This window comes from Kribbella steppae, assembly GCF_004342025.1.
Lineage (GTDB): Bacteria > Actinomycetota > Actinomycetes > Propionibacteriales > Kribbellaceae > Kribbella > Kribbella steppae.
This window is the reverse complement of sequence record NZ_SLWN01000019.1, coordinates 71,742-96,539: the sequence shown is the minus strand read 5'-3', so window position 1 is coordinate 96,539 and position 24,798 is coordinate 71,742. Positions and strand designations below refer to the sequence as shown.

Below are 24,798 nucleotides of genomic sequence, written 5' to 3'. Positions count from 1 at the left end.
CGCGGCGCATGGCAGTCGATACCTCCACTGACCAAGTCAGCGATGCACGATGGCCGAGCCCGTTCGGGGTCCGGACCAGGTTGGTCGCGTCCAGTGCGCTGATGCTCTTCCTCGAGCTCGCGCTGATCCGCTGGACCGGCTCCAACGTGGTCCATCTGAGCTATTTCTCGAACTTCGTGCTCCTCGGCTCGTTCCTCGGCATCGGCATCGGCATCCTCCGGTCCAGCCGGGCGAAACGACTGCCGTACTACTCACCGTTGATGCTCGGCCTGCTCGTCCTGGTCGTCGCCTGGAAGCCGGTCACCGTCAACCGCGGCAGCTCCGAGAGCGTCATCTACTTCACCAGCCTGAACACCACCGGCCCGCCGGTCTGGGTGATCCTGCCGATCATCTTCATCGCGGCCGCGGTGATCCTGGCCGGCCCGGCCGAGCTGGTCGGCCGCTGCTTCGCCGAGCTGCCGCGACTGACGGCGTACCGGTACGACCTGATCGGCAGCCTGATCGGGATCGGGGCGTTCACCGGGCTGTCGTTCCTGGGCGCGCCGCCGATCTGGTGGGGCGCGATCGTCACCTGGATGTTCGGCGCCCTGATGATCCCGCGGACGGGGATCGGTGCGCCGTCCCGCCGTAGGGTCGTCGCCACCGGGTTGAGTGCGGTGCTCGTCCTGTCACCGCTGCTGGTGATGGTCGGGGTGCTGTTCCACGAGTCGAGGCAGCCGAACAACAGCTGGTCGCCGTACTACAAGGTGCAGACCAAGAGCTACACCTGGCAGGGCGTTCCGCTGCTGACGATCACGGTGAACGGCGTGCCGCACCAGCAGGCGATCCCGGCCGACTCGCGGCTGCAGTGGGAGCCGCAGTACGGGCTGCCGTACGAGCGGGCGAACGCCGGCAAGGCCCCGAAGAACGTGCTGATCATCGGCGCCGGCTCGGGTTCGGATGTCGCGATCGCGCTGAAGAAGGGCGCCGAGCACGTCGACGCGGTCGAGATCGACCCGCGGATCCGCGACCTCGGCAAGGAACTGCACCCGGACCGTCCGTACCAGGACCCGCGGGTGTCGTCGCACATCGACGACGGCCGGGCGTTCCTGTCCCGGACGGACAAGAAGTACGACCTGATCCTGCTGGCCCTGCCGGACTCGCTGACGCTGGTGAACGGCGCGAGCTCGCTGCGGCTGGAGAGCTACCTGTTCACCCAGGAAGCGTTCGAGAGCGCCAAGGAGCACCTGAACCCCGGTGGCGCGTTCGCGATGTACAACTACTACCGCGAGACCTGGCTGATCGACCGGCTCGCGTCGACCGCGGAGACGGCGTTCGGGCACAAGCCGTGTGTCGACCAGGTCGGTGACGACCTGCAGCAGGCTGTGGTGACGGTCGGGCTGACCGAGGCCGACCAGACCTGTGGCGACAAGGCGTGGGCCGGTGCGACGGCGATCACGCCGCCGCCGGCGACCGACAACCGGCCGTTCCTGTACCTGTTCACCGACCGGATTCCGTCGCTCTACCTGGTCACCCTCGGCCTGATCATGGTCGCCGGTCTGATCGGCGTCGGGATCGCCGGCGGCGGGTCGTCGTACCGGCGGATGCGTCCGTACGCAGACCTGTTCCTGCTCGGCGCCGGCTTCATGTTGCTGGAGACGAAGAGCATCACCGGGTTCGCCCTGTTGTTCGGTACGACGTGGGTGGTGAACGCGATCGTGTTCGCCGGCGTCCTGATCGCCGTCCTGGCCGCGGTCGAAGTGACCAGACGGTTCAAGACACCACCGATGAAGGTGATGTACGCCGTCCTGTTCGGCGGGCTGGCGTTGTCGTGGATCTTCCCCGACGAGTGGCTGCTCTCGATGCCCGTCGGCCCGCGCGCGGCGGTCGCCGTACTGATCGCGTTCCTGCCGATCTTCGCCGCGAACGTGATCTTCGCCAAACGGTTCACCGACACCGCGGACGGGACCGCCTCCTTCGGGGCCAACCTGCTCGGGGCGATGCTCGGCGGCTGCCTCGAGTACGCCGCGCTGCTGATCGGCTTCGACGGGCTGCTGATCGTCGCCGCACTGCTCTACGCGGGAGCCTTCCTGCTGACGCCGAAGGTCCGTGCGGTCGTCCGAAGTTAGCGGTCCTGCGGGCGATCCGGGTTCGGCCCGGGGTTGTAGGGCGGGAACGTGGTCCCCGGCGGCTGGGTCGGGAAGGTGCTTCCAGGTGGCGGGTAGTTGCCTGGAGCACCTTGCCCCGGCCCGCTGCCGGGGAAGGTGTCGCCGGGGCGGTTGCGGCGGCGGTTCTTGACCGCGCCGACGACCAGGAAGACGACGCCGAGGCCGAAGAAGATCAGCAACGAGCCGATCGCGCCGAAGATCGAGACGACGAACGCGCCGACCGACATGTGCTGGCCGGCGGCGTACGTCGCTCCGCTCTCCTCGTCGGTGCAGGAGATGGTGTAGTCACCCGCCGGCACCCGGTCCACCGACCGGGCGACGACATACCAGGTCTCGGAGTTGACCGTGATCTGCTCGGAGCCGGTCGGCGCTTTGAGCGGAACGTCGGCACCGCTGGAGTCCTTCGCCTGGCACGGCGGCGTGAGCACCGGCACCGATGCGTAGACCGTCAGGCCTTCCGCGTCCAGGTGGACGACACCCGCCTCGATCGGCTCCGGCGTCCGCGGCGCCGTCGCGACGATCCGGTAGGTGAAGAAGCCGGTCAGACCGAGCCCGACCACGAAGCACGCGATCGCGAGCCAGGTCAGGGTCTTATTCTTCCGCGGCGACGCCTGTCCGGGATAAGTGCTCATGGCTGAACGGTAGCGCCACCGCGGCCTAAGGTACGCCGAGCAACCTGAGACCGGCCGCGGTCGCGGCGGCGGCGACCACGACCAGCACGAACGGCGCCTTCCGCCAGGCCAGGATGCCACCGACCAGCACACCGGCCGGTCGGGCGATCCCGGCGGGTCCGTCGCCGTCCATCAGCGCGGCGGTCGCGACCAGTGCGGCCAGCAGGACGATCGCCGCAGCGCCGACGAACTGCTGGGTCCGCTCCGGTACCTCGAACCGGCTGCGCATCAGCGGCCCGGCGAACCGGAGCGAAAAGGTGCCGACAGCAAGGATCCCGATGGCGGCCAGCAGCAGCGACGAATTTTTCATCGAGCGACCTCCAGCGCGGGCTTGTCCGCGCGGTAGAACACCAACCCCACCAGGGCGAGCAGCACCGGCAGGCCGGCCGGCAGGAACGGCGTCGCCGCCAACGCGACCACGCTCCCGGCCAAGGCCGCCGTACGCGTCGATCTGTCCCGCAAGGCCGGGAGCACCAGCGCCAGCAGGACCGCCGGGAACGCCGCGTCCAGCCCGAAGACGTCGGTGTCGGTGATCACGGTCCCGGCCAGCCCGCCAACCAGGACGCCGACGTTCCAGCAGACGAAGATCCCGATCCCGGCGGCCCAGTACGCGGCCCGCTTCTGCCGCACCTCGTCCTGGCCGAGGGCGAAGGCGACGTTCTCGTCCGTCATCAGGTGGCTGCCCGGCACGCGCCGCCAGCCGCCGCCGATCACGTCGCTGAGCGCGAGCCCGAACGCGACGTGCCGGGTGTTCACCAGCAGGCCGGCGATCATCGCCGCGATCGGGCTCCCGCCGGCCGCCACGATCCCGACGAACAGGAACTGCGACGCACCCGCGAACACCACGATCGACAACACCACCGGCACCCACAGCGGCAGGCCGTTGCCGACGCTGATCGCGCCGTACGAGAGCCCGACGACGCCGTCGGCCAGACAGACCAGCCCGATGTCGCGGGCCAGTCCTCGGTCGAGTGTTCGCCAGATCGAACGCATGGCCTTTATGATGAACAGCAGGCCGTCCGTTCGTCAAGCCGAACGACCAGACCGATGGAGCGAACACTGATGGACACCAAGGCCCCGCTCGACGTGATCGCGGCCTCGCTGCGCCGCCACCGGGCCCGCGCGGGACTGTCGTTGACCGAGGTGGCGAAACGCGCCGGCGTCGCGAAGTCGACGCTGTCCCAGCTGGAGTCCGGCACCGGCAACCCGAGCGTGGAGACCCTGTGGGCGCTGGCCGTCGCCCTCGACACGCCGTTCGCCGCGTTGCTCGATCCACCCCGCCCGAAGGTCCAGGTGATCCGGGCCGGCGACGGCCCGGTGATCTACTCCGACCAGGCCGAGTACAGCGCCACCCTGGTCGCGTCCAGCCCGCCGAACGCCCGCCGCGACATCTACCGCATCGTCGCCGCCCCGGGCCCCGGCCGGAAGTCCGAACCTCATATGCCCGGCGTCGTCGAACACGTCGTACTCAGCTCGGGCCTGGCCCTGGTCGGCCCCGCCGACGACCCCATCGAACTCAAGCCCGGCGACTACCTCGCCTACCCCGGCGACCTCCCGCACATCTTCCAAGCCCTCGAAGAAGGCACCACCGCAGTCCTGGTCTCCGAGCACACCTGACTTTTTCTGCTCACCTCTCTGCCCGGTGACGGCACCGTCCGCAACCGCTCGACCGGACTCTGCCTCACCGCACCCGTTGCTTGGGGCAATCAGATCACCGTTGCTACCTGCAACAACTCTGCAGCACAGCGCTGGACCGTGCCGGCCTGACACGGCGAGGCGCCCGGGACCAGCAGTCCCGGGCGCCTCGTCGTTCCTCGAGGGTCAGAGTTTGCGGCCGACCCCGCCGGCGATGCATTCCTCGACCTGGTTGAGCGGCTTGACCCGCGGGCCGTCCGGCCACCAGTCGTCGCACAGCACCAGGCCCGGCGGGACGAGCTCCTGGCCCGGGAACAGCGCGAGAAGCTGATCGCGGGTGCGGAACTTCCCGCTGCCCATCGGGCTGTGGACGAACTTCTCCTCCATCTTCCGCGCGACCTCGGAATGCTCCGGGGTCTGCGGGTCGTAGAAGTGGGCGACCACGGTGTACGACCCCGGCACGACGGCGTCGACGTACTTCTGCATGATCGCGGGGCCGTCGTCGCCGATGTAGTGATGCAGCGTGCCGTTCTGGATCACCGCGATCGGCTGGTCGAAGTCGAGGAAGTCCTGCTCCTTCACCAGCGCGAGCGCCTCGTCGGGCTCGAAGATGTCGGCGCTGACGAACAGGGTGTTGTCGTTCTCCTCCAGCAGCGCGCGGCCGTGCGCGAGCACCACCGGGTCGTTGTCGATGTAGAGCACCTTGGCCTCGGGCTTCAGCCGCTGCACCACCTGGTGGGTGTTCTCCGCGGTCGGCAGACCGGAGCCGCAGTCGAGGTACTGCGTGATACCCGCCTGGCCGGCCAGGAAGCGGCAGGCCCGGATCAGGAAGTTCCGGTTGGACCAGGCGAGATCGTTGACCTGTGGCGCCACGGTGGCGACCTGGCGGAGCACTTCACGATCGATCTCGTAGTTGTCCTTGCCGTTCAGCGCGGCGTCGTACACCCGGGCGATGCTGGCCCGGGTGGTGTCCACGCCCACCGGAATCGAACTGGGTGCCTTGGTGGCATCGGGCATCAGCGAACCTCGCAGGAGTCGGGATGTCTGTGGGGCAGACTCTACTGACCGTAAGGCTCGGCGAACACGTCGTGTACGCGCGTCGGGTTGGACTGGGCCAGAATCTGTTGTGAAATGATCGGTCGGCTGCATGATGTCGAGCTGCACCGCGACTTCTGGGGAGGCGAGGGTGACTGAGCCGGGCGCGTACGGCGGGCCGACCGCCCTGCGCATCATGCTCGGAGCGCACCTGCGCCGGCTCCGCGAGGAAGCCAACATCAGCCGGACCGATGCCGGCTGGGCGATCCGCGGCTCGGAGTCGAAGATCAGCCGGCTGGAACTCGGCCGGGTCGGCTTCAAAGTCCGCGACGTCGACGACCTGCTGACGCTCTACAAACTCGACGACCAGGACGAACGCGAACGCCTGCTCGACCTGGCCCGCGATGCGAACAACCCCGGCTGGTGGCAGCGGTACGACGATGTCACGCCGACCTGGTTCCACTCCTACCTCGGCCTGGAGATGGCGGCCGACCTGGTCCGTACGTTCGAGCTCCAGTTCGTCCCCGGCCTGCTGCAGACCCCGGAGTACGCGCGGGCCGTGTTCCAGCTCGGCCGGGACAAGCCGTTGCCGTCCGACGAGCGGGAACGCCTCGTCTCGTTGCGGATGTCGCGTCAGCAGGTGCTCACCCGGCAGGGCCCGGCCCGGCTGTGGGCCGTCATCGACGAGGCCGTCCTGCGCCGGCCGATCGGCAACAAGCAGATCCTCAAGGCGCAGCTCGAGCATCTGATCGTCGCGTCCAAGCGGCACAACGTCACCCTGCAGATCATCCCGTTCGACAAGGGCGGGTACTGCGCGACCGGTGGCGCGTTCACGTTGCTCCGGTTCAACGACGCCGACCTGCCGGACATCGTCTACATCGAGCACCTGACCAGTGCCGTGTACGTCGACAAGCGCGACGAGGTGGACGGCTACACCGTCACCATGGACACCCTGTCGATCTCCGCCGCCCAGCCGCGCGAGACCGAACGCCTGATCCGCAACGCCATCGACCTCCTCTGACCCCGGCCGTCTGGTTGGCGCGGGAGAGGCGGCGCTAGCTGGCTAGGGCTCGGGGTTCGGCGCCGGGGCCGGGGCGGATCGCGATCTCTCGGGCAACAGGTTCATGGCCGGACTCACAGCGCAGTACGACGCTCACCTGCTCGCCGCAGTCGCGATGTTGCGGAACGATCGGCGGTCCGCCGTCGAGCGGCAGGTATTGATCGCCCCACTGGATCATGGCCACCAGCACCGGGTAGAGGTCGAGCCCGGCCTGGGTCAGGCGGTACTCATAGCGCTCCCGCTGACCCGGCAGGCGGTACGGATGCCGCCGCAGTAGGCCGCGCTCGATCAGCGCCGCGAGGCGCTCGGTCAGCACCTGCCGCGGGATCCCGGACCGGGCCCGGATGTCCTCGAACCGCCGGACGCCGACGAACAGCTCCCGCAGCACATGGAACGTCCACTTGTCGCCGAGGATCTGCATCGTCCGCGAGATCGTGCAGTTCTCCGTCGACCAGCGCATCGCCTCGGGCGCCTGCTCACTCATAGCTCCAGGATAAGTCCACTTGACAGACTCAGCCAAGCCAGGCCAGGCTGAATCCGTGAACCAGACTCAGCCGCTGCAGATCCGCCCGGCCGGTGAACCCGACGCGGAGGACCTGACCACGATGCTTTCCGGGCTGACCGATCTCAGCCTCTACTTCCGGTTCCAGACCGCGATCGGACGACCGCCGCGGCCCGCGCTGGTGCTGCGCATGCTCTGCCCGACCGGGCGCGCCTGGGTCGCCACCCGCGGCGACACGATCGTCGGCCACGCGATGTGGGCCTGTGCCTACGGTGACGACAGTAGGACGACCGCCGAGCTTGCCGCGGTGATCAGCGAACCCGAGCAGCGGCGTGGCCTCGGCGTACGGATGCTTTCGGTCGCCGCCGCGGATGCCGTCGCGGCCGGGATGACGCGGTTCCTGTTCGTGGTCAGCCCGGCGAACGTGCTGACCATCCGGATGATCCGCCGGCGCTGGCCGGACGCCACCGCCGAACGTGACGGCGCGCTGATCAACTTCCTGGTGTCAGCGCAGAGTTCGGAAGAAGGCGCGGATGTCGTCGACCAGCAGGTCCGGAGCCTCGAGGGCGGCGAAGTGGCCGCCGCGGCTGAACTCCGACCAGTGGACGATGCGGTGCCGGCGTTCTAGCACCCGACGGATCGCGGGATCGGTCGGAAACACGGCGATCCCGGTCGGTACACCGGACGGCTCGGCCGGATCATCGGCTGCCACGCGATTCTCGTAGTACAGGTTGGCCGACGACGCGCTCGTGTTGGTGAACCAGTAGATGGACGCGTCCGTCAGCAGGTGGTCGAGCTCGACCGCGTCCTCGGGCAACGCGCGCGCCGGATCGGTCCACTCCCAGAACTTCTCGAGGATCCAGGCCAACTGGCCTACCGGCGAATCACTCAACCCGAACGACACCGTCTGCGGCCGCGTCCCTTGCAGTTCGGCGTACCCCGTCCCCACTTCACGCAACTGCTCGGCCGCCGCCAGCCGGGCCCGCTCGACCTCGTTCAGCTGCTCGACATCGCCGGGCTCGATCGCCGGAAACGCCAGCCCACCGTTGATATGTACGCCGATGACATGCGAGCCGTCGACGTGGCCGAGCAGCGGTGACACGACGGACCCGGTGTCCCCGCCTTGAGCGCCGTACCGCTGGTAGCCCAAGCGCGCCATCAGTTCGGCCCACGCGTGGGCGATCCGCCGGTGGTTCCATCCTGACGACTCGAGCGGCACCGAGAACCCGTGCCCCGGCACCGACGGCGCGACGACGTGGAAGGCGTCCTGCGGATCTCCGCCGTACGACGCCGGATCGGTGAGCGGGCCGAGGACCGGCAGAAACTCGGCCACCGATCCCGGCCAGCCGTGAGTGAGGATGAGCGGCAAGGCGCTGGGCTCGGGCGATCGAACGTGCAGGAAGTGGATCGTCTGCTCATCGATCCGGGTCGTGAACTGCGGATACTCGTTGAGCCGCGCCTCCCACGCACGCCAGTCGTACGCCTTCCACTGGTCCACGACGTGGCGCAGATACTCGACCGGCACCCCGCGCTCCCACTCGGTACCAGGCAACTGCTCCGGCCACCGAATCCGTCGAAGCCGCTCGGCCAGATCGTCCAGCGCCTCGTCCGGCACATGGATCCTGAACTCTCGCATACCCCGAAACCTACGCGGGCCCGGAATACGCCTGCGCCGCACGAGGGTTGTGCCAGAGATGATCCTCGTGACAGGTGCCACCGGGAACGTCGGGTGCCTTCAGTCCTCGATGACGATGGCCAGGGCGGGGCAGACGGCCGCGGCCTGCTGGACGTCGGCGGCCAGATTGTCCGGCAGGTTGTCGTTGAGCAGGACGACGATGCCGTCCTCGTCACGCTGGTCGAAGACGTCGATGGCGGCCGTGACGCACTGGCCGGAGGCGACGCACTTGTCCTGATCGATGATGACCTTCATGGGGATGCCTCGATTCCGAAGAGGGAGTTACCAAGTCACGGGCAGCGAGTGGACGCCGTACACGGATCCGTCGTGTTTGAACGGGATCTCGGCCAGCTCGGCCGCCCTGCGCAGTGTCGGAATGCGGCGGTAGAGGGTGCTGTAGACAACCTGCAGTTCATGGCCGCCGTACCGGTCTCGGAGACCGCGGCCGCGAACAGCCTGACCACGCTGATGCGCTCGATCGGCACCTCGGTGTCCAGCGCCGCCGCCGGCGTCATCCTGGCCCAGCTGACGATCAACCTGGGCGGTTACGCTCTGCCATCGCAGAACGGCTTCCGGGTCGTGCTGATCATCGGCGCTGCCGCCGCCCTGGCCGCCCTGGCGATCGCCTCGTTGATCCCCATCCGCCGCCCGGCTCACGCCGCCGCTCCGGCACCGGTGGAGGCCGCGCGCGCCACGGTTTCCTGACCGAGCAGGTTCTCACCGGCTGGGTTTGGCGCATACTGGAACCCTGATGGATTCCTTCCGCGCGACGACGCGTCGTCACCTCAGCACGAGCCCCTTCAAACCCCGCGTGCCGGACCCGGTCAAGGTCTTCGAGGTCGGACAGCGGGTGTCCCATGACAAGGAAGGCCTGGGCCGGGTCAGCTCGGTCGATGGCGGCCACGCGGTCGTCGTCGACTTCGGCGACGGGAAGCTCATGCGCATCCTGGCCCCGTTCCCCAAGCTCCACGCCCTCTGACGTCTGCCCCCACAATCCCTCCCCTACCCCTCCTCCCCTTCGACTTCCGGCCCGGTCACTGCGACCGGGCCGGGCTTCGTCCGGACCGCGTTCACGCGGTTGTCGCCCGGATCCCGGATGAGATCAATCGGCCAACTTCTCCAGGAAGGTCAGGGTCCGGCTGGTCAGCAGGGCTGCGGCTTCCGCGTTGTAACCCGGGAGTGACGAGTCGGCGAAGAGGTGGTCCTTGCCGGGGTAGAGGAACAGCTCGGCCTGGTCGGTGGAGGCGACCAGAGCGCGGGCGGCGTCGAGGTCACCACCTTCCTCGGTGAAGAACGGGTCCTCGTCCATGCCGTGGATCTGGACCGGTACGCCGTCGGGCCAGGTGCCGAACTCCTCGGCCGGCAGGCAGGAGTCGAAGAACAACCCACCCTTGGCACCCGGGCGGGTCTGGGTCAGCTCCTGCGCCGGCATCACGCCGAGCGAGAAGCCCGCGTAGACAAGCGCCTCCGGAAGCCTGTCAGCGGCGGCGACACCGCGGTCCTTGACGACACCGAAGCCGGTCTTCCGCGCGTACTCCAGCCCTTCCTCGAGGGTGCCGAAGGTGTTCCCGTCGTACAGGTCGGGCAGGTGGACGGTGTGGCCCGCCCGCCGCAGCTCATCGGCGAAGGCCTTCACTCCCTCGGTGAGTCCCTGCGCGTGGTGGTACAGCACAACCTCGGCCATGATCCGCTCCAATGATCCAATTATCTCGAACAATCCGCGATGCTAGTCTAATCCGATCATGTCGATCAATACTCCGGTGCCGGATTACGAGCTCGAGGACACGATCGAGCTCACCACCGCCGATCAGGTCCGCGCGATCAGCGACCCGCTGCGGACGACGATCCTCGGCCTGCTGCACGAGCGGGCCGCGACCGTGACCGAGCTGGCGACCGCGGTGAAGCGGCCGAAGAGCACGGTCGCGCACCATGTGAAGGTGCTCGCGGACGCCGGCATCCTGCGGGTGGTCCGGACCCGGCGGGTGCGGGCGATCGAGGAACGCTTCTACGGCCGCGCCGCTCGGATGTTCTACGTCGGCCTCGGCCGTTCCGGCCCGGACGGCGTACCGCTACCGCCGGACTTCAACGACTTCGAGGTCGCCGCGAAGGAGTCGACCCCCGCGTACGACGCCGGCCAGCTCCGGTCCTTCATCCGGCACGCCCGGATCCCGGAGGAGCGCGCCGCCGAGTTCTGGCAGCAGGTCGACCGGCTGATCCACTCGTTCGATCAGCTCCCCCGCACCGGCGACACCACGTACGGCTTCACCGTCGGCCTCTACCCGATCCTCGACTACCCGACGCTCCCACCACCTCAGGACGACTGAACCACCGGCCGGTGCGGGATCGCGCAGGCGATCATGAGGAGGGCCATGAAGGAGTAGTAGTACAACGCGACCCACAGGCCGGCCGGGGTGTCGAGCGTGAGGTGCGGCGCGAAGGACCCGACAGTCAGCGCCCAGATCGGCACGGTCGTCATCGCCACAGCGCCGGCGATCACGCGTGGCAGCAGGCGGCCACGGCCGGAGATGGCGTACCCGCCGAGCATGCCGTACACCGGCACACCGATGGCGCCGCCGCCAACGCCGCTCTCCAGCACACCGAGCGGATCAGGTGTGAGCACCGCCGCGAAGAGCAACGGCGAGAGAGCCAGCCACCGCCAGTGCGGACGTCCGCCAGTACGACGAAGGAACTCGGCCCACCCCAACAGGACGCCGACAAGCACACCAGGCAACAAGATCCAGGCGAAGGTCCCGACCCATTCGACCCCCGCCTCCTCACCCGCGACCTGCGCCATGAACCCCCGCAACCCAGCCGCCCAGGCCAACCCGCACAGGCCACCAAAGGCAACCAACCTGCCCGCGCCGACCCTCACCCCCTGGGCCGACCGGCTCACCTCTCGCGTCACCATCAGACCCTCCCCAACCCCAGACCCAATTCGACGATAGCCCCGCCCGACCGCCCCGTAGCCCACCGTGCCCAAAGGCCCCACCCCCAGTCCCAGCCGCATTACCCCGCTTCACCGTCAAGGGCTGACACAGCGTCATCCTCCGCTGCGGACCAGCGGTCGAGGAGGTCGGCGATTCGGGAGAGGACCTTGCGGGCGGTGTCGTAGTCCTCCTCGCCGAACTCCTCGGCGAAACGAGCCTCGAGGTCTTTGAGGTGGGTGTAGCCGTCGAAGGCGACCTCGAGGCCGTGGTCGGAGTAGGTGACCAGCTTGGCGCGGCCGTCCTCGGGGTCGGGGCGCATCTCGAGGATGTCGAGGGCGACCATCTCACGGATCACCTCACCCATCGACTGCCGGGTGATCCCGGCCCGCACGGCCATGTCCGCGGCGCGCGAACCGTCGCGGCTGAGCGTCCCGAAGACCGCGTTGTGGGCCGGTTTCAGCTCCGGATGACCGTCGCGGTGCCCGGTCCGGACCATGTCCGCCTGGAGTGCCCGGTTGGCCCGGTCGACCAGTGCGATGAACGGCTTGCGGTCGAGCCGGGGTAAATCGACTCTTGACATCCGTAAGGATTCCTTTCAATATTTTGACAGGCATCCTTACGGTATCAGGAGGATCGATGGATCCCAAGGAGCTACACCCGATCGTCGCCGGCCTGTTCGCCCAGAGCCGCCGCCGCACCGTCCGGGTCGCCGTGGAGCAGGAGCTCCTCGTCGCCGACAGCACGACGGGTGCTGCCGTACCGATCGAGCGGGTACGGCGGGCAGCCGCAGCCGCGCTCGCCTCGCCGTACGTTGGGTTCGAACCGGGTGGCCAACTCGAGCTGAGCCTGCCGTGCACCCTCGACCCGGTCGCCCAGGTCCGGACGCTCACGGACGACCTGCAGCGCCACCTCGGCGCCGCGCGCATCAGCACCTACGCACTTCCGGTGGACCCGCGCCCCGAGCACGAGGTGCCGCTGCAGTTGACCAGCCCGAGGTACGTCGCGATGCACCGGCACTTCGACTCGATCGGTCCGGCCGGTCGCCGGATGATGCGTCGTACCGCCTCCACCCAGGTATGCCTCGACTGGTGGCCCGGCCGCGCCGGCGCCGAGCAGTGGCGCGTCCTCAACCTCGCCGGCCCGTTCCTGGCCGCGGCGTTCGCTCGCAGCGTCGGGCGTGAAGGGCGGCTCACCACGTGGCTCGAGGCCGACCCGGCGCGGACCGGATTCGACGACCGCTTACTGCACGGCGACGACCCCGTCGCTGCGTACACCGCGTTCGCCGCCGGAGCCACGGTCTTCACGACCGGCGGCCCGGTCGAGCACCTCACCACGATGTTCCCGCCGGTTCGGCCGCGGACGACGTACCTCGAGGTCCGCTTCCTCGACGTACAGGAGCCGAATGCGCTCGACCGGGTGATCAGCGCGCTGACGAGTTTGGTGTACGACGACGATCGCCGGCGCACCGCATTGCGCGCACTGGAGCCTGAACGTGCCCACTTGGCTGAGCACTGGCGCTCAGCGGCTGACGGAGATCCGGTTACCGCGGCTCGTGGCTACGAGCTCATTCCTGACTTGGAGCTTGTCGCATGAACAACGTCCTCTTCATCACCGACCCGCTCGCCGGCCTGCACGCCGAGATCGACGCCACGATCGGCCTGATGAACGCGAGCCAGGAGCTCGGCCTCGACGTGTGGTGCTGTGCGCCGGAGGAGCTCGCCGTTGTCGACGGCCGGGTTCTGGCGCACGCCCACAAGATCCGGCTGCGGCCGCGGCGGCCCGGTGTGGACCACCGCTGGGTGGTCGACTCGACCTGGTGGGACGAGCTCGAGGTCGCCGTCGTCGATGCGGCCGACTTCGAGGTGGTGCACCTGCGCATCGATCCGCCGGTCGACGATCGGTATCTGCATACGACGTACCTGCTCGATCTCGCCGGCACCCGCGTGGTCAACCGGCCCGACGGAATTCGGGCGGTGCACGAGAAGCTGGTCGCGCTGCGGTTCCCGGAGCTGTGCCCACCGACGTACGTCGGTACGTCGCTCAGCGGACTGCGCGAGTTCGTCGCGCGGGTCGGGACGGCTGTGGTCAAGCCGGTCGACGGGTTCGCCGGGATCGATGTGTGGCTGGTTCAGAACGACCATTCGGCGGTCGCGCTGCTGGAGTCGGCCACTCACGGCGGGCGCCGGCAGGTGATCGCGCAGCAGTACCTGCCGGCCGTTGAGCACGGCAACAAACGGCTGTTCCTGCTCGACGGCGAGATCGTCGGCGCGGTCCTGCGGCGGCCGTGCGCCGACGACTTCCGGATCGGGCCGCCGGTCGCACCAGCCGCGATCGAGGACGCCGACGCTGCGATCGCCGCCGCGCTTCGTCCAGTGCTGATCCGATACGGACTGACCATTGCCGGTGCCGATGTCATCGGCGGCCGGCTGATCGAGGTCAACGTCACCTGCCCCGGCGGGATGCACAAGACCGATGCCCTCCTCGGCACCCGGCTCAGCGAAGCCATGGTGCGCCGACTCACGCCTGATCGCGAAGGAGTATTCGCATGAGCACCGTGACCATCGTTTCCATGGCCCTGATGGGCATCCTGCTGTTCCTGCTGGGCGCCAACGTCACCCGTCATCGCGCGATGCGCGGCGGCGGTAACCAGGCACCGACCGATCCGGCCGACCCGCTGCTGATCGCGGTCCGCGCCCACGGCAACGCCGCCGAGTACATCCCGACCATGATCGTCCTGCTGCTCGTCTGCTCCACTCTGTCCGACAGCTGGCTCGTCGGCGCACTGGCGGTTGCAGCCCTCGTCGTACGCACGCTGCATGCCCTCGGCATGCTCACCTCGAAGTCCCTCGCCTCGCACGGCCCTCTCCGCGACATAGGGGCCCTAGGCACCTATGCGGTCGGCATCACGATCGGCGTCACCGCGATCGCAACCATCTGAAGCGACCGCCCCACCACTGTTTCCACTGGTGGGGCGGTGCGGTCAGAAGATTTCGATGCTGACCGGGAGGATGGGCCAGCCGAAGGCCGCGGTGGCGGTGGCCAGGGCGCCCGGGGTGTGCTCGGTGACCCGGCCGGTGGCGGCGAACTCGGCCAGCGGCCGGCCGCCGAGGTACGCCGCGCCGAGCTCGGTCACGGTCAGGCTCAGGTCGGCCGCGTCCTCGGTCCGTTCGCACCGCGCCTCCGCCAGCGGACCGTCAGCCGTCAGCCGGTACCGGCCGGCGTTGGCCGGGATCAGGTCGTCGGCAACCTCGATCACCAGGTCGACGGGAACGGCGTACCGCCGCTCGCCGAGGGCGCGAACGACGTCGGTCACCCGAACCCACAGCGACTCGCTCACTCGTCGGTTCAGAGCGGTCGGGGTGGTGACGAGCTGCTGCACCGGCTCATCGATCGCGGCGTGCCCGAACTCGAGCTTGGCGGCCAGATCCATCGTCAGCAGGTGCTGCCACAGGGCCTGGTACGCGGACGGCTCGATCGCGACCAGCTCCTGCAGTGACACCTCGCTGGCTGGTCCGCTCGCGTCCCAGTTCATCTTTCCCCGGTACAGCGCGTATCCGTCCACCTCGCCGGTCTCGTCACGATGCACCAGGATCCGGCGGGCCGTCTTTCCGCCGCGATCGTCCGGCTTGTCCCGCAGATGCCTCTGCCAGCCGAGCTCGGTCCGGCCGGAAACGCCCGGCCGATGCTCCTGCAGGCTTCTCAGCAGCGGCGCCAACTGCTTCGCGGCGTCCTCCACAGCCAGCTCACTGAGCTCACCCGGCCGGGTCCGCACGGCGGGCGGTCCGACCCGGTTCAGGTCGACCTCGTACGACGTTCCCCAGGCGGCCGCGCCGTACCCGAAGCGCCCGTAGATCCCGGGCTCGCTGGCCCAGAGCACCGCGATCGCCTCCGGCACCTCGCGCAACTGCCGGCGGATCAGCTCCGACATGACACCGCGCCGCCGATGCGTCGGCTTGACGCCGACCGCGGTCACGTGTGCGGCCGGCACCACAGCACCAGGCACGGACAGATCGCGGGTCAGCGCTCTGGTCGTGCCGATGATCTCGTCGCTGTCGACTGCGACCAGCGCCCGGTCCGGCTCGAACATCTGCCGGCCCAGGTCGTCCGCCTGCATATCGAACATCATGGCCCCGCCGAACAGGGCGAAAAACTCTTCGTAGTCCTCAGTCGTCGCCGTGCGTACGTCGAATCCCGTCATCTCCGCATCCTCACACGCCGCACCGACAACCGGGCACCGAATTACGACCGTTAGGCGCTGGTCGAAGAGGTCGTCGGTAGGCAAACCTCGGGACTCGGCCCGTGGAACACCGTCCTGATCGGCCGACCGTTACTGGAGAACGGCGCGCAGCTGCCGGGCGGCGTCGTCGCCGAGCTTGCTGAACTGCCTTCGCAGCAGCGGAGCCAGCCAGCGGGCGACGCCTTTGAAGACGAACTCCGCCCGGTAGGTCAGCTCGGTGCCGCCCGACGCGATCGGCTCGAGCCTGATCGTGTCGTGCGCCGTGACCGTCTTGTTCTCGCCGCGGAACCGGAGCAGCCCGGGCTCACGCAACTCGACCGCGGTGTACTCCAACTCAGTCTCCCGCCCCGCGAATCTCGACACGTTCCGGTACGTCGTCCCCACCCCGCCAGACCCGGCGATCCGCGTGGTCCGCACCGTCCCCGGATCCCATTCGTTCGTCGTCTCGAAGTCGGCGAGGTACGAAAACACCGCACCCACAGGCTGCCCGACCGTGATCACCCGCTGAATCTTGATCATGTTCCTCCAGTCCTCACTGCTGTCTTCCGTCGTCACCCACACGTCGGATGCAGCGATAGGCGGTCGGAGTGGTTCGGGTCAGTTGGCGGAAGGCTCGGGCGAAGTGCTGGCTGGAGCTGAAGCCGAGGGTGTGGGCGATGGCGGTGATGGTCAGGTCGGTGGAGTCGAGGAGTTGGCGGGCCCGGTCGATGCGGCGTTCGTTGAGGTAGCGGTGTGGGGGTTGGCCGAGGTGGTTCGCGAACAGTTCGGCCAGGTACGACGGGGCGAGACCGACCCGGTCGGCGAGTTGGCGGAGGGTCCAGCGCTCATGGAACTCCTGGTCCAGCAGGCGTTTCACGGTCCGCACTGCCGGGTGCATCGCGAGTTGCGGCGCGGCGGTCGGTGCCATCGCGCGAGCGACTGCCAGCACCAGGTGATCGACCGCGAGGCTCAACCCGACGTCGGCGTACTCGTGCCGCGTGGTCAGCTCCCGGACGAGTTGGGCGAAGGCGTAGGCCAGCTCTCCAGCATCCCGATGCACCACTGTCGACGGCCATCCAGTTGCTAGCACCGGTTGGCGCCGTACGACGGGTTCGAGATCGACCGCGGCGAAGTAGAAGTGATGATTGCCCGACCGCCCGGCCAGGTGGTGCACCAGATTCGGCGGTACGGCGAACAAGTGGCCAGGCTGGAGGAGATAGCTCTGGCCGCCGGCGACCCAGCGAGTGACACCGTGCAACTGAAGGTAGATCTCCCAGACCGGATGCTCGTGCGGTTCGATCAGGAACTGTTCGGGCACCCACTGCTCACCCGCATGCATGAGGCCACTGACCGGGTCGTGCACGTCGGCATGGAAGCCCGCACGTAGCCCGTCGGGTCGACTCAGAGACACCTGAAGATTGTGTCCAGTCTGCTGAACATCGGCAACGCGTCAGCCGTCGCCGGCTTCCTACCGTGTGAGCATGCAGCCAGGACCTGATGACATCGCCTTCTATCGTGAGCACGGCTACTGGATCTCGCCGGTGATCCTGGCGCCCGACGTACTCGACGCGGCCGAGCGCGGCATGGAGCGCTTCTACGCGGACGACCACGATCACGCGCTCCCTGACCTGCCCTCGACGCGGGGCTGGCAGCCGTCCGATGGCGACGTACTCCGGAAGAACGACTACGCCTCGCTCCGGGTCGACGAACTGGCGGCCCTGGTGCGGCATCCGGTGATCGGTGCTACCGCCGCCGCGCTGTCCGGCGCGGACGGGATCCGGCTGTGGCACGACCAACTCCTCAGGAAGCCGGTCGACCGGCCGGGCGGCACGGCCCGGGTGGGCTGGCACACCGACCGGCAGTACTGGCAGTCCTGTACGTCGGACAGCATGCTCACCGCCTGGGTCGGCTTCCACGACGTCGACGAGGTCAACGGCGCGGTCTCGTTCCTGCCCGGCAGTCACCAGTGGGACGTCACTGGTCTGGACTTCTTCTCCCAGGACAGTGCGGCCCTCGATGCCGCGCTCATCGCCCAGGGCTTCGATCCGACCCCGTTCACGCCCCGGATGCGCAGAGGGCAGGTCAGCTTCCACCACTGCCGAACCGTCCACGGCAGCTCAGCCAACCGCGGCACCGCGCCACGCCGGTCCCTCGCGATCCACCTCCAGCCCACCGACAACCGCTGGCGCCCCGGCGCAAACCACCCCAACGACACCCTTGTCCGCACCGACCCGGCAACTAACGGCCCCGACTACACCGACCCCGCCGTCCAACCCCTCCTCTGGCCCCACTGATCCGCCACAACAGAAAGCGGCGCCACCCGACAAGGGTGGCGCCGCTTCGTAAGTCTGTGTCAGCGGACGACGGGTAGGTCGCCGGTGGATTCGCCGTCTAGTTCGGCGGGGGAATCGGGGGCTGAGGTGTGTTCGGCTTCGTCGAGCTCGATCTCCTCGCGGAAGACGAACTTTCGATAGGACCAGAAGCGGAACAGCGTGCCGAGGCCGAGGCCGATCACGTTCGCCGAGATGTTGTCGGCCAGCCAGCTGTGCAGGTCCAGCACGTAGCGGGAGAAGCCGAGGCAGCCGGCCGCGATCAGCAGGCCGACGCCGTTCAGCACGAAGAACAGCACGTACTCGCGGTGCAGCCCGGTGCGCTCGCGGTGCCGCCAGGTCCAGTGCCGGTTACCCAGGTACGTCGCGATGGTCGCGGCCGTGACCGAGATGAACTTCGCGGTCAGCGGCTTGTGGTGCAGCATGCCGACGCCCGAGTCGGCGATGACCAGCGGGTTGTTGAAGACCAGCCAGTTGTAGATCGGCAGATCGACGACCATGCCGAGCAGACCGACCAGACCGAACTTGGCCACTTCGTGTACTAGGTGCTCGACCTGGCGATACAGCGTGGTGACGAGCTTCAACGGTCTCCGGAACCTTCTGTGATCACACCGCAACGGGAGGGCAGCTTCCCACGGTACCCGGCGACCGGGCCGAGTCCGAAATCCCCCGCGTGCCCCAGCGCGTCACTGCGGCCGGCTGCGCGGCGGTGATGTATGGACATTAGGCTCCAGGCTGTGAAGTTCGAACGGAAGGACCTCCCCGTCGGTACGCCGGTGGTCGGAATGGTCGGCGGCGGGCAGCTGGCCCGGATGACGCAGGAAACCGCGGTCGCGCTCGGCATCCAGCTCCGGGTGCTGGCCGAGGGCCCGGCGGTGTCCGCGGCCCAGGCGGTGGCCGACGCGCCCGTCGGCGACTACCGCGATCCCGAGACGGTACGGCGGTTCGCCGCTGAGTGTGACGTGGTCACCTTCGACCACGAGCACGTACCCACCGACCTGCTGCACACCCTGGAGTCGGACGGTGTGAAGGTTCACCCTGGCCCGGACGCCCTGGTCCATGCGCAGGACAAGGCGGTCATGCGCCGCCGCCTGGACAGTTTCGACGCGCCGTCCCCGGCCCACCAGGTGGTCGAGTCACCCGCCGACGTCGAGGACTTCGCCAAGCGGGTCGGCGGTTTCCCGATCATCCTGAAGACCACCCGCGGCGGGTACGACGGCAAGGGTGTCTGGTTCGTGGACGGTCCGGACGACGAGGCAGTCACAGCCGCCTTCGGCTCCGGCGTACCGATCCTGGCCGAGGAGAAGGTCGACTTCGTCCGCGAGCTGTCCGCGATCGTGGCCCGGTCGCCGCACGGCCAGGCGGTCGCCTACCCGATCGTCGAATCGGTGCAGCGGGACGGCATCTGCGTCGAGGTCACCGCGCCCGCGCCCGGTCTCGCCCCGGACCGGGCAGCCCAGGCCCAGCAGACCGCGCTCAAGATCGCCGGCGAGCTCGGTGTGATCGGCATCCTCGCGGTGGAGATGTTCGAGGCCCGTGACGGCCGCCTGCTGGTCAACGAGCTGGCGATGCGCCCGCACAACACCGGCCACTGGTCGATCGACGGCGCAGTCACCTCCCAGTTCGAGAACCACCTCCGCGCGGTGCTCGACCTGCCCCTCGGATCGCCGGCCGCGCGAGCGCCGTACACGGTGATGGTCAACGTGCTCGGCGGGGATGTCGAGGACATGCACCGCGGGCTGCTGCACTGCATGGCCCGCGATCCCGGGCTGAAGGTCCACTTCTACGGCAAGTCCGTGAAACCGGGGCGCAAGGTCGGCCATGTCACGGCGTACGGCGATGACCTCGAGGACGTCCGTGAACGCGCCCGGCACGCGGCCGCGTACCTGACCGGCACCATCGACGAGTAAGGGCTGGCTGCTGCATGAGTGTGGGAATCGTGATGGGGTCGGACTCCGACTGGCCGACGATGAAGGCCGCGGCCGAGGTGTGCGTCGAGTTCGACGTGCCCTTTGAGGCAGATGTGGTGTCGGCGCACCGGATGCCGACCGAGATGATCGACTACGGGCGGTCAGCGCACGAGCGGGGTCTCAAGGTGCTGATCGCGGGCGCCGGCGGTGCCGCGCACCTGCCGGGCATGCTGGCGTCGGTGACTCCGCTGCCGGTGATCGGCGTACCGGTGCCGCTGAAGTACCTGGACGGGATGGACTCGCTGCTCTCGATCGTGCAGATGCCGGCCGGGGTGCCGGTGGCCACGGTCTCGATCGGCAACGCCCGAAACGCGGGCCTGCTCGCGGTCCGGATTCTGGCCGCCTCGGACGAGAAACTGCGGGACCGGATGGTCGCGTTCCAGGAGTCGCTGGCCGACCTCGCCCGGGCCAAGGGCAGTACGGTGCGTGACGGCGCGGCAGAGCTCCGTAAAGACTGAGCTAGACCGGTTTTCCACAGGGCGTGTCCGGGTAGCCGTGAGATCCCAACCGATGTCGTCTAAGGTCATCGATCGTGACTCCGCCCGCTGAATCGGATACGCAGCGCATCCCGGTCCGCTACTGGATCTGGCTGTTCGGCGCCGCCGTGTCCCTGCTCGGCGACCTGACGATGACGTTTGCCATCGGATGGTCCGCCAGCCAACACGGCGGCCGAGTCGCCGGGTTGATCCTGCTCCTCGCCGCCGCGCCGCGCGCCGCCCTGCTGCTGGTCGGCGGCGCGGTCGGCGACCGGTTCGGCGCACCACGCGTCCTGATGGTCAGTTGTGCGGCGATGTTCGTCGTGACGACCGCACTGGTCCCGGCCACTCTGGCAGCGGGCGAGCCGGTCTGGCTCCTGGTCGCCCTGGCACTCGTGGTCGGCGTGATCGACGCGTTCTTCCTGCCGTCGTCGCGCTCGATGCCGCGGCTGCTCGTCCCGCCGGAGCAGGTGCCGCGGGCACTGGCCAGTTTCCAGGTCACCGGCGTCGTCTTCGCCGTCAGCGGCACCGCGGTCGGCGGCGTCCTGGTCAGCTGGCAGGGCCTCGCCGCCGCGGCCGCGTTCGATGCCATCACCTTCGGCGTGATGATCGTCGTACTGATCCTGCTGCGGAACACGATCAGCCCGCCCGGCGAGATGCCGACCGGCATGCTCCGGTCGATCGTGGCCGGGATCAAGGTCGCCTTCGGCCGGCCGCTCACCCGCGCGCTGCTGATCACGATGACGGTCGCCGCCGGGCTGCTGATGCCGCTGGACGCGCTGCTGTTTCCCCTGCTGGCCAGGGCCCACGGGTGGGACGCTGCGAATGCAGGCCTGCTGGTGGCGAGCCGAAGTCTGGGCGTGGGCGTGATCGCGCTGCGCATCCTCATGCGTGGGGCGTTCCCGCGGCCCGGTGTGTTCGCCGCGCTCGGCCTGCTGGTCGCTGCTGTGGGGCTGTTCGGTCTGTCGGTTCTCGAACCGCTGCCGCTGGCGTTCGCGGCCGGTGTGCTCAGCGGAATCGGCGTAGGGACCTTCACCGGGCACGTGCTGCCGCTGCTGATGAACTCGGTCGAGCGTGAGTACCAGTCGCGGCTGCAGTCGGTCGTGGTGCTGTGTCAGAGCCTGGCGCTCGTCGTGATGAACCCGATCCTCGGCAGCCTCACGGAACTGGAGGGCGTCGGCATCACCGGTGTGTGTCTCGGCATCTCGATCGCCGCGGCGCTGACGGGTCTCGTCGTCCTGAGTCGACCCGTCCTGCGCTCGGCGACCGTGACTTAGGGCCTTCCAGGCGCCCGGTAGGTCCAGCCGGCCGCACGCCAGACGGCCGCGTCCAGCAGCAGCCGGGCGTCGATGAGGGCGGGTGTGGCGACGACCTGCTTCAGTGCCACCGGGTCGAGCTGGCGGAACTCAGGCCACTCGGTCAGATGCAGTACGACGTGCGCACCCTCGCAGGCCTCGATGGCCGAGCCGGCGTACCGCAGTGTCGGCCGGACCTTACGAGCGTTCTCCATCGCCTCCGGGTCGTAGACGGTGACGTTGGCGCCGTGCAGCTGGATCCGGCCGGCCACGTCGAGGGCAGGCGAGTCGCGGACATCGTCCGTACCGGCCTTGAACGCGGCACCGAGGACGGTCACGTTCCGGCCGACCCACTCCGCGCCGAGCACCTCGTGAGCGAGGTCGACGATCCGGGCCCGGCGGTGCTGGTTGATGTCGTCCACCTCACGCAGCAGCGTGATCACCTCTTCGACACCGAGCTCACCGGCCCGGTGCATGAAGGCACGCAGGTCCTTCGGCAGGCAGCCGCCGCCGTACCCGGGACCCGCGTTCAGCATGCCGCGGCCGATCCGCTTGTCGAACCCCAGTGCGTCCGCCAGCTGGGTGACGTCGGCACCGGACGCGTCGGCCATCTCGGCGAGCGCGTTGATGAACGAGATCTTCGTGGCCAGGAAGGCGTTCGCGCCGCCCTTGACCAGCTCGGCGGTAGGCCGGTTGCACACGACCACCGGCGTACCCTCGGCGATCGGGGTGGCGAACACCTCGCGCATCCGGGCCTCCGCGGTCTCCGACTCGACGCCGAACACGAGCCGGTCCGGGTGCAGCGTGTCCTCCACGCCGTGCGCCTCGCGGAGGAACTCGGGCTGCCAGGCGATCTCGACCGCCGTACCGGCCGGGGCCTCGGCGTGGAACCGGGCCTCGACGAGCTTCGACGTACCGACCGGGACCGTGGACCGGCCGACCACCAGCGTCGGCTGGGTCAGCAGCGGCGCGAGCATGTCGACGACCGAGTTGACCTGGGACAGGTCGGCCGCTTCGCTGCCCTCGAGCTGCGGGGTGCCGACCGCGATGAAGTGCACGTCGGCCCAGTCCGCGATCTCGCGGTAGTCCTTGGTGAACCGCAGCCGGCCGGAGTCGACGTGCTTCTTCAGCAGTGGGTCCAGGCCTGGCTCGTACAGCGGCGCCTTGCCGTCGTTCAGCAGCTTCAGCCGGTGCTCGTCGATCTCGACTCCGATCACGTCGAACCCGAACTCGGCCATCCCCGCGGCGGTGTTCGCGCCCAGGTAGCTGGTACCGATCACGGCGATCCGCAGGGGGCGGGAGGTCGCTTCACTCATGCCCGGGACTCTACCCACCGCGGTTATCAGCCGGTGACCGGCTCATGTCCACCGGTCCTCCACCGCGTGCGCTGTTGGTCACTTTCGGCGTCCGACGGGTGCCGTTGCGCGGGCGTCGCGTCGTACAGTGCAACTCGTGAGTAACTCTTTCGACCTGTACGCGCTGTCCGAGGAGCACCAGGCGATCCGGGAGGCGGTCCGCGACGTCTGCGACGCCAAGGTCGCCCCGCACGCCGGTGACGTGGACGAGCTGGCCGAGTTCCCGAAGGCGTCGTACGACGCGCTGAAGGCGTCCGACTTCCACGCCCCGCACATCCCGGAGCAGTACGACGGCGCCGGGGCGGACGCGCTCGCGACGGTGATCGTGATCGAGGAGGTCGCCCGGGCCTGCGCCTCGACCTCGCTGATCCCGGCCGTGAACAAGCTCGGCTCGCTGCCGCTGCTGCTGTCCGCGTCGGAGGAGGTCAAGCAGCGGTACCTGCCGCCGGTGGCCGCGGGCGACGCGATGTTCTCGTACTGCCTGTCGGAGCCCGAGGCCGGCTCGGACGCCGTCTCGATGAAGACGCGGGCGGTGCTCGACGGAGACAGCTACGTGCTGAACGGCGTGAAGCGGTGGATCACCAACGCCGGTGTCAGCGACTACTACACCGTGTTCGCGGTGACCGACCCGGACGCCCGCTCGAAGGGGATCAGCGCCTTCGTGGTGGAGAAGTCCGACGAGGGCGTCTCGTTCGGCGCGCCGGAGAAGAAGCTCGGCATCAAGGGCTCGCCGACCCGCGAGGTGTACTTCGACAACGTACGGATCCCGGCGTCCCGGCTGATCGGCGACCCCGGCACCGGCTTCGGCACCGCGATGGCAACGCTGGACCACACCCGGGTGACGATCGCCGCGCAGGCCCTCGGGATCGCCCAGGGCGCCCTCGACTACGCGCTCGGGTACGTCAAGGAACGCAAGCAGTTCGGCAAGGCGATCGCCGAGTTCCAGGGCCTGCAGTTCATGCTCGCCGACATGGGCATGAAGATCGAGGCGGCCCGGCAGCTCACGTACGCCGCCGCCGCGCGGTCGGAACGTGGTGACGCCGACCTGACCTACTTCGGCGCCGCCGCCAAGTGCTTCGCCTCCGATGTCGCGATGGCCGTCACCACCGACGCCGTCCAACTCCTCGGTGGCTACGGCTACACCCACGACTACCCGGTCGAGCGGATGATGCGCGACGCCAAGATCACCCAGATCTACGAAGGCACCAACCAGGTGCAGCGCATCGTCATGGCCCGCCAGCTCCTGAAGGGCCTCAGCTAGGGACAGTCCCACAGGTCAGTGGCACCCTCGAGTTCCCGTCGGCTGATCGGCCGACGGGAGTCACGCCGCCGCTGAATCGTCCCTGCTCCATCAGCCGCAGCCGGAGTCGCGCCATCCGACGGTCGATGGCCTGCCGTGCTCTGTTGTATGACCACGGCAGATGATGTGTGTAGAGGCGGAGGGCGAACCCGGGGTCGTGGCGGCCACGGTACTCGGCGAGCTCCCTGATATTGACTCCGTCGT

At 68.7% G+C, this 24,798-nt stretch carries 29 protein-coding genes and 1 pseudogene; 15 read left to right on the top strand and 15 right to left on the bottom strand.

Annotation, left to right across the window (positions count from 1 at the left end; genetic code table 11):
• The first annotated feature begins 8 nt into the window (after nt 1-8).
• Complete coding sequence (locus EV652_RS39030; protein WP_132215090.1) at nt 9-2,108, top strand: spermine/spermidine synthase domain-containing protein; 2,100 nt, start codon at nt 9-11, stop codon at nt 2,106-2,108.
• On the opposite strand, the gene EV652_RS39025 is transcribed toward EV652_RS39030, so the two are convergent.
• From EV652_RS39025 to EV652_RS39015, 3 genes are read right to left on the bottom strand one after another with little or no spacing between them, the layout of a single operon-like run.
• Nucleotides 2,105-2,779 (bottom strand): hypothetical protein, encoded by a 675-nt coding sequence (locus tag EV652_RS39025; protein WP_132215088.1) that lies wholly within the window; start codon nt 2,777-2,779, stop codon nt 2,105-2,107. The genes EV652_RS39030 and EV652_RS39025 overlap by 4 nt on opposite strands.
• Before the next feature lie 25 nt (nt 2,780-2,804).
• Complete coding sequence (locus tag EV652_RS39020) at nt 2,805-3,128, bottom strand: AzlD domain-containing protein (RefSeq protein WP_132215086.1); 324 nt, start codon at nt 3,126-3,128, stop codon at nt 2,805-2,807.
• A complete protein-coding gene (locus tag EV652_RS39015) occupies nt 3,125-3,811 on the bottom strand; it encodes an AzlC family ABC transporter permease (RefSeq protein WP_132215084.1) in 687 nt (228 codons plus the stop codon). The genes EV652_RS39020 and EV652_RS39015 overlap by 4 nt, the downstream gene beginning before the upstream one ends.
• A gap of 54 nt (nt 3,812-3,865) precedes the next feature.
• Here EV652_RS39015 and EV652_RS39010 point away from each other — a divergent pair, with 54 nt between their 5' ends.
• On the top strand, nt 3,866-4,435 hold the full coding sequence (locus EV652_RS39010; RefSeq protein WP_242002274.1) for a helix-turn-helix domain-containing protein: 570 nt from the start codon (nt 3,866-3,868) through the stop codon (nt 4,433-4,435).
• A 204-nt stretch (nt 4,436-4,639) separates the two neighbouring features.
• Here EV652_RS39010 and EV652_RS39005 read toward each other — a convergent pair whose 3' ends face one another.
• Nucleotides 4,640-5,470: an SAM-dependent methyltransferase gene (locus EV652_RS39005; protein ID WP_132215082.1), complete on the bottom strand. Its 831-nt coding sequence runs from the start codon at nt 5,468-5,470 to the stop codon at nt 4,640-4,642.
• A 169-nt stretch (nt 5,471-5,639) separates the two neighbouring features.
• Here EV652_RS39005 and EV652_RS39000 point away from each other — a divergent pair, with 169 nt between their 5' ends.
• Nucleotides 5,640-6,509, top strand: coding sequence for a Sco1979 family transcriptional regulator (locus tag EV652_RS39000; protein ID WP_242002273.1), 870 nt, complete (start codon nt 5,640-5,642; stop codon nt 6,507-6,509).
• A 34-nt stretch (nt 6,510-6,543) separates the two neighbouring features.
• Here the strand turns inward: EV652_RS39000 and EV652_RS38995 are convergent, their stop codons facing one another.
• Entirely contained in the window at nt 6,544-7,032 is a 489-nt protein-coding gene (locus EV652_RS38995; protein ID WP_132215080.1) for a winged helix-turn-helix transcriptional regulator, read from the bottom strand.
• A gap of 121 nt (nt 7,033-7,153) precedes the next feature.
• Between EV652_RS38995 and EV652_RS45925 the strand changes: the two are divergent.
• Nucleotides 7,154-7,486, top strand: a pseudogene (locus tag EV652_RS45925) (GNAT family N-acetyltransferase); the annotation flags it as partial.
• A gap of 69 nt (nt 7,487-7,555) precedes the next feature.
• Here the strand turns inward: EV652_RS45925 and EV652_RS38985 are convergent.
• A complete protein-coding gene (locus EV652_RS38985; protein WP_132215078.1) occupies nt 7,556-8,686 on the bottom strand; it encodes an epoxide hydrolase family protein in 1,131 nt (376 codons plus the stop codon).
• Between the two features lie 99 nt (nt 8,687-8,785).
• The gene (locus EV652_RS38980; RefSeq protein WP_132215076.1) at nt 8,786-8,980 is read right to left on the bottom strand and encodes a ferredoxin; all 195 of its coding nucleotides are present in this window, start codon (nt 8,978-8,980) and stop codon (nt 8,786-8,788) included.
• 72 nt (nt 8,981-9,052) lie between these two features.
• On the opposite strand from EV652_RS38980, the gene EV652_RS38970 reads away from it, so the two are divergent.
• Complete coding sequence (locus tag EV652_RS38970; protein WP_199238650.1) at nt 9,053-9,430, top strand: hypothetical protein; 378 nt, start codon at nt 9,053-9,055, stop codon at nt 9,428-9,430.
• Between the two features lie 46 nt (nt 9,431-9,476).
• The gene (locus tag EV652_RS38965) at nt 9,477-9,704 is read left to right on the top strand and encodes a hypothetical protein (protein ID WP_132215074.1); all 228 of its coding nucleotides are present in this window, start codon (nt 9,477-9,479) and stop codon (nt 9,702-9,704) included.
• Nucleotides 9,705-9,827: 123 nt separating this feature from the next.
• On the opposite strand, the gene EV652_RS38960 is transcribed toward EV652_RS38965, so the two are convergent.
• Nucleotides 9,828-10,409 carry a dienelactone hydrolase family protein gene (locus EV652_RS38960; protein ID WP_132215072.1) on the bottom strand — a complete coding sequence of 194 codons (582 nt, stop codon included), beginning with the start codon at nt 10,407-10,409 and terminating at the stop codon, nt 9,828-9,830.
• Nucleotides 10,410-10,467: 58 nt separating this feature from the next.
• Here EV652_RS38960 and EV652_RS38955 point away from each other — a divergent pair, with 58 nt between their 5' ends.
• A complete protein-coding gene (locus tag EV652_RS38955) occupies nt 10,468-11,049 on the top strand; it encodes an ArsR/SmtB family transcription factor (RefSeq protein WP_132215070.1) in 582 nt (193 codons plus the stop codon).
• Here the strand turns inward: EV652_RS38955 and EV652_RS38950 are convergent.
• A complete protein-coding gene (locus EV652_RS38950) occupies nt 11,037-11,633 on the bottom strand; it encodes a hypothetical protein (RefSeq protein WP_132215068.1) in 597 nt (198 codons plus the stop codon). The two genes, EV652_RS38955 and EV652_RS38950, sit on opposite strands and share 13 nt — an antisense overlap.
• Before the next feature lie 98 nt (nt 11,634-11,731).
• Nucleotides 11,732-12,232, bottom strand: coding sequence for a MarR family winged helix-turn-helix transcriptional regulator (locus EV652_RS38945; protein WP_132215066.1), 501 nt, complete (start codon nt 12,230-12,232; stop codon nt 11,732-11,734).
• A gap of 56 nt (nt 12,233-12,288) precedes the next feature.
• Here EV652_RS38945 and EV652_RS38940 point away from each other — a divergent pair, with 56 nt between their 5' ends.
• From EV652_RS38940 to EV652_RS38930, 3 genes are read left to right on the top strand one after another with little or no spacing between them, the layout of a single operon-like run.
• Nucleotides 12,289-13,245 (top strand): glutamate-cysteine ligase family protein, encoded by a 957-nt coding sequence (locus tag EV652_RS38940; RefSeq protein ID WP_132215064.1) that lies wholly within the window; start codon nt 12,289-12,291, stop codon nt 13,243-13,245.
• Nucleotides 13,242-14,201, top strand: coding sequence for an ATP-grasp domain-containing protein (locus EV652_RS38935; RefSeq protein ID WP_132215062.1), 960 nt, complete (start codon nt 13,242-13,244; stop codon nt 14,199-14,201). Before EV652_RS38940 ends, EV652_RS38935 begins: the two co-directional genes overlap by 4 nt.
• The gene (locus EV652_RS38930) at nt 14,198-14,590 is read left to right on the top strand and encodes an MAPEG family protein (protein ID WP_132215060.1); all 393 of its coding nucleotides are present in this window, start codon (nt 14,198-14,200) and stop codon (nt 14,588-14,590) included. Before EV652_RS38935 ends, EV652_RS38930 begins: the two co-directional genes overlap by 4 nt.
• A 42-nt stretch (nt 14,591-14,632) precedes the next feature.
• Here EV652_RS38930 and EV652_RS38925 read toward each other — a convergent pair whose 3' ends face one another.
• From EV652_RS38925 to EV652_RS38915, 3 genes are all read right to left on the bottom strand, one after another.
• The gene (locus EV652_RS38925; protein ID WP_132215058.1) at nt 14,633-15,850 is read right to left on the bottom strand and encodes a GNAT family N-acetyltransferase; all 1,218 of its coding nucleotides are present in this window, start codon (nt 15,848-15,850) and stop codon (nt 14,633-14,635) included.
• A 129-nt stretch (nt 15,851-15,979) separates the two neighbouring features.
• On the bottom strand, nt 15,980-16,408 hold the full coding sequence (locus tag EV652_RS38920) for an SRPBCC family protein (RefSeq protein WP_132215056.1): 429 nt from the start codon (nt 16,406-16,408) through the stop codon (nt 15,980-15,982).
• 13 nt (nt 16,409-16,421) lie between these two features.
• A complete protein-coding gene (locus EV652_RS38915) occupies nt 16,422-17,279 on the bottom strand; it encodes a helix-turn-helix transcriptional regulator (RefSeq protein ID WP_132215054.1) in 858 nt (285 codons plus the stop codon).
• A 70-nt stretch (nt 17,280-17,349) separates the two neighbouring features.
• Here EV652_RS38915 and EV652_RS38910 point away from each other — a divergent pair, with 70 nt between their 5' ends.
• Nucleotides 17,350-18,162 (top strand): phytanoyl-CoA dioxygenase family protein, encoded by an 813-nt coding sequence (locus EV652_RS38910; RefSeq protein WP_132215052.1) that lies wholly within the window; start codon nt 17,350-17,352, stop codon nt 18,160-18,162.
• A 59-nt stretch (nt 18,163-18,221) separates the two neighbouring features.
• Here EV652_RS38910 and EV652_RS38905 read toward each other — a convergent pair whose 3' ends face one another.
• Nucleotides 18,222-18,782: a GtrA family protein gene (locus tag EV652_RS38905; RefSeq protein WP_132215050.1), complete on the bottom strand. Its 561-nt coding sequence runs from the start codon at nt 18,780-18,782 to the stop codon at nt 18,222-18,224.
• Between the two features lie 153 nt (nt 18,783-18,935).
• Here EV652_RS38905 and EV652_RS38900 point away from each other — a divergent pair, with 153 nt between their 5' ends.
• The 3 genes from EV652_RS38900 (at nt 18,936) to EV652_RS38890 (ending at nt 21,921) form a co-directional block, all read left to right on the top strand.
• Nucleotides 18,936-20,108, top strand: coding sequence for a 5-(carboxyamino)imidazole ribonucleotide synthase (locus tag EV652_RS38900; RefSeq protein WP_242002272.1), 1,173 nt, complete (start codon nt 18,936-18,938; stop codon nt 20,106-20,108).
• Between the two features lie 14 nt (nt 20,109-20,122).
• A complete protein-coding gene (purE, locus tag EV652_RS38895) occupies nt 20,123-20,626 on the top strand; it encodes a 5-(carboxyamino)imidazole ribonucleotide mutase (protein ID WP_132215046.1) in 504 nt (167 codons plus the stop codon).
• Nucleotides 20,627-20,700: 74 nt separating this feature from the next.
• The gene (locus EV652_RS38890) at nt 20,701-21,921 is read left to right on the top strand and encodes an MFS transporter (RefSeq protein WP_132215044.1); all 1,221 of its coding nucleotides are present in this window, start codon (nt 20,701-20,703) and stop codon (nt 21,919-21,921) included.
• Here the strand turns inward: EV652_RS38890 and EV652_RS38885 are convergent.
• On the bottom strand, nt 21,918-23,255 hold the full coding sequence (locus tag EV652_RS38885; RefSeq protein WP_199238649.1) for a UDP-glucose dehydrogenase family protein: 1,338 nt from the start codon (nt 23,253-23,255) through the stop codon (nt 21,918-21,920). The two genes, EV652_RS38890 and EV652_RS38885, sit on opposite strands and share 4 nt — an antisense overlap.
• Before the next feature lie 136 nt (nt 23,256-23,391).
• On the opposite strand from EV652_RS38885, the gene EV652_RS38880 reads away from it, so the two are divergent.
• Nucleotides 23,392-24,555, top strand: coding sequence for an acyl-CoA dehydrogenase family protein (locus EV652_RS38880; RefSeq protein ID WP_132215042.1), 1,164 nt, complete (start codon nt 23,392-23,394; stop codon nt 24,553-24,555).
• The last annotated feature ends 243 nt before the right edge of the window (nt 24,556-24,798 follow it).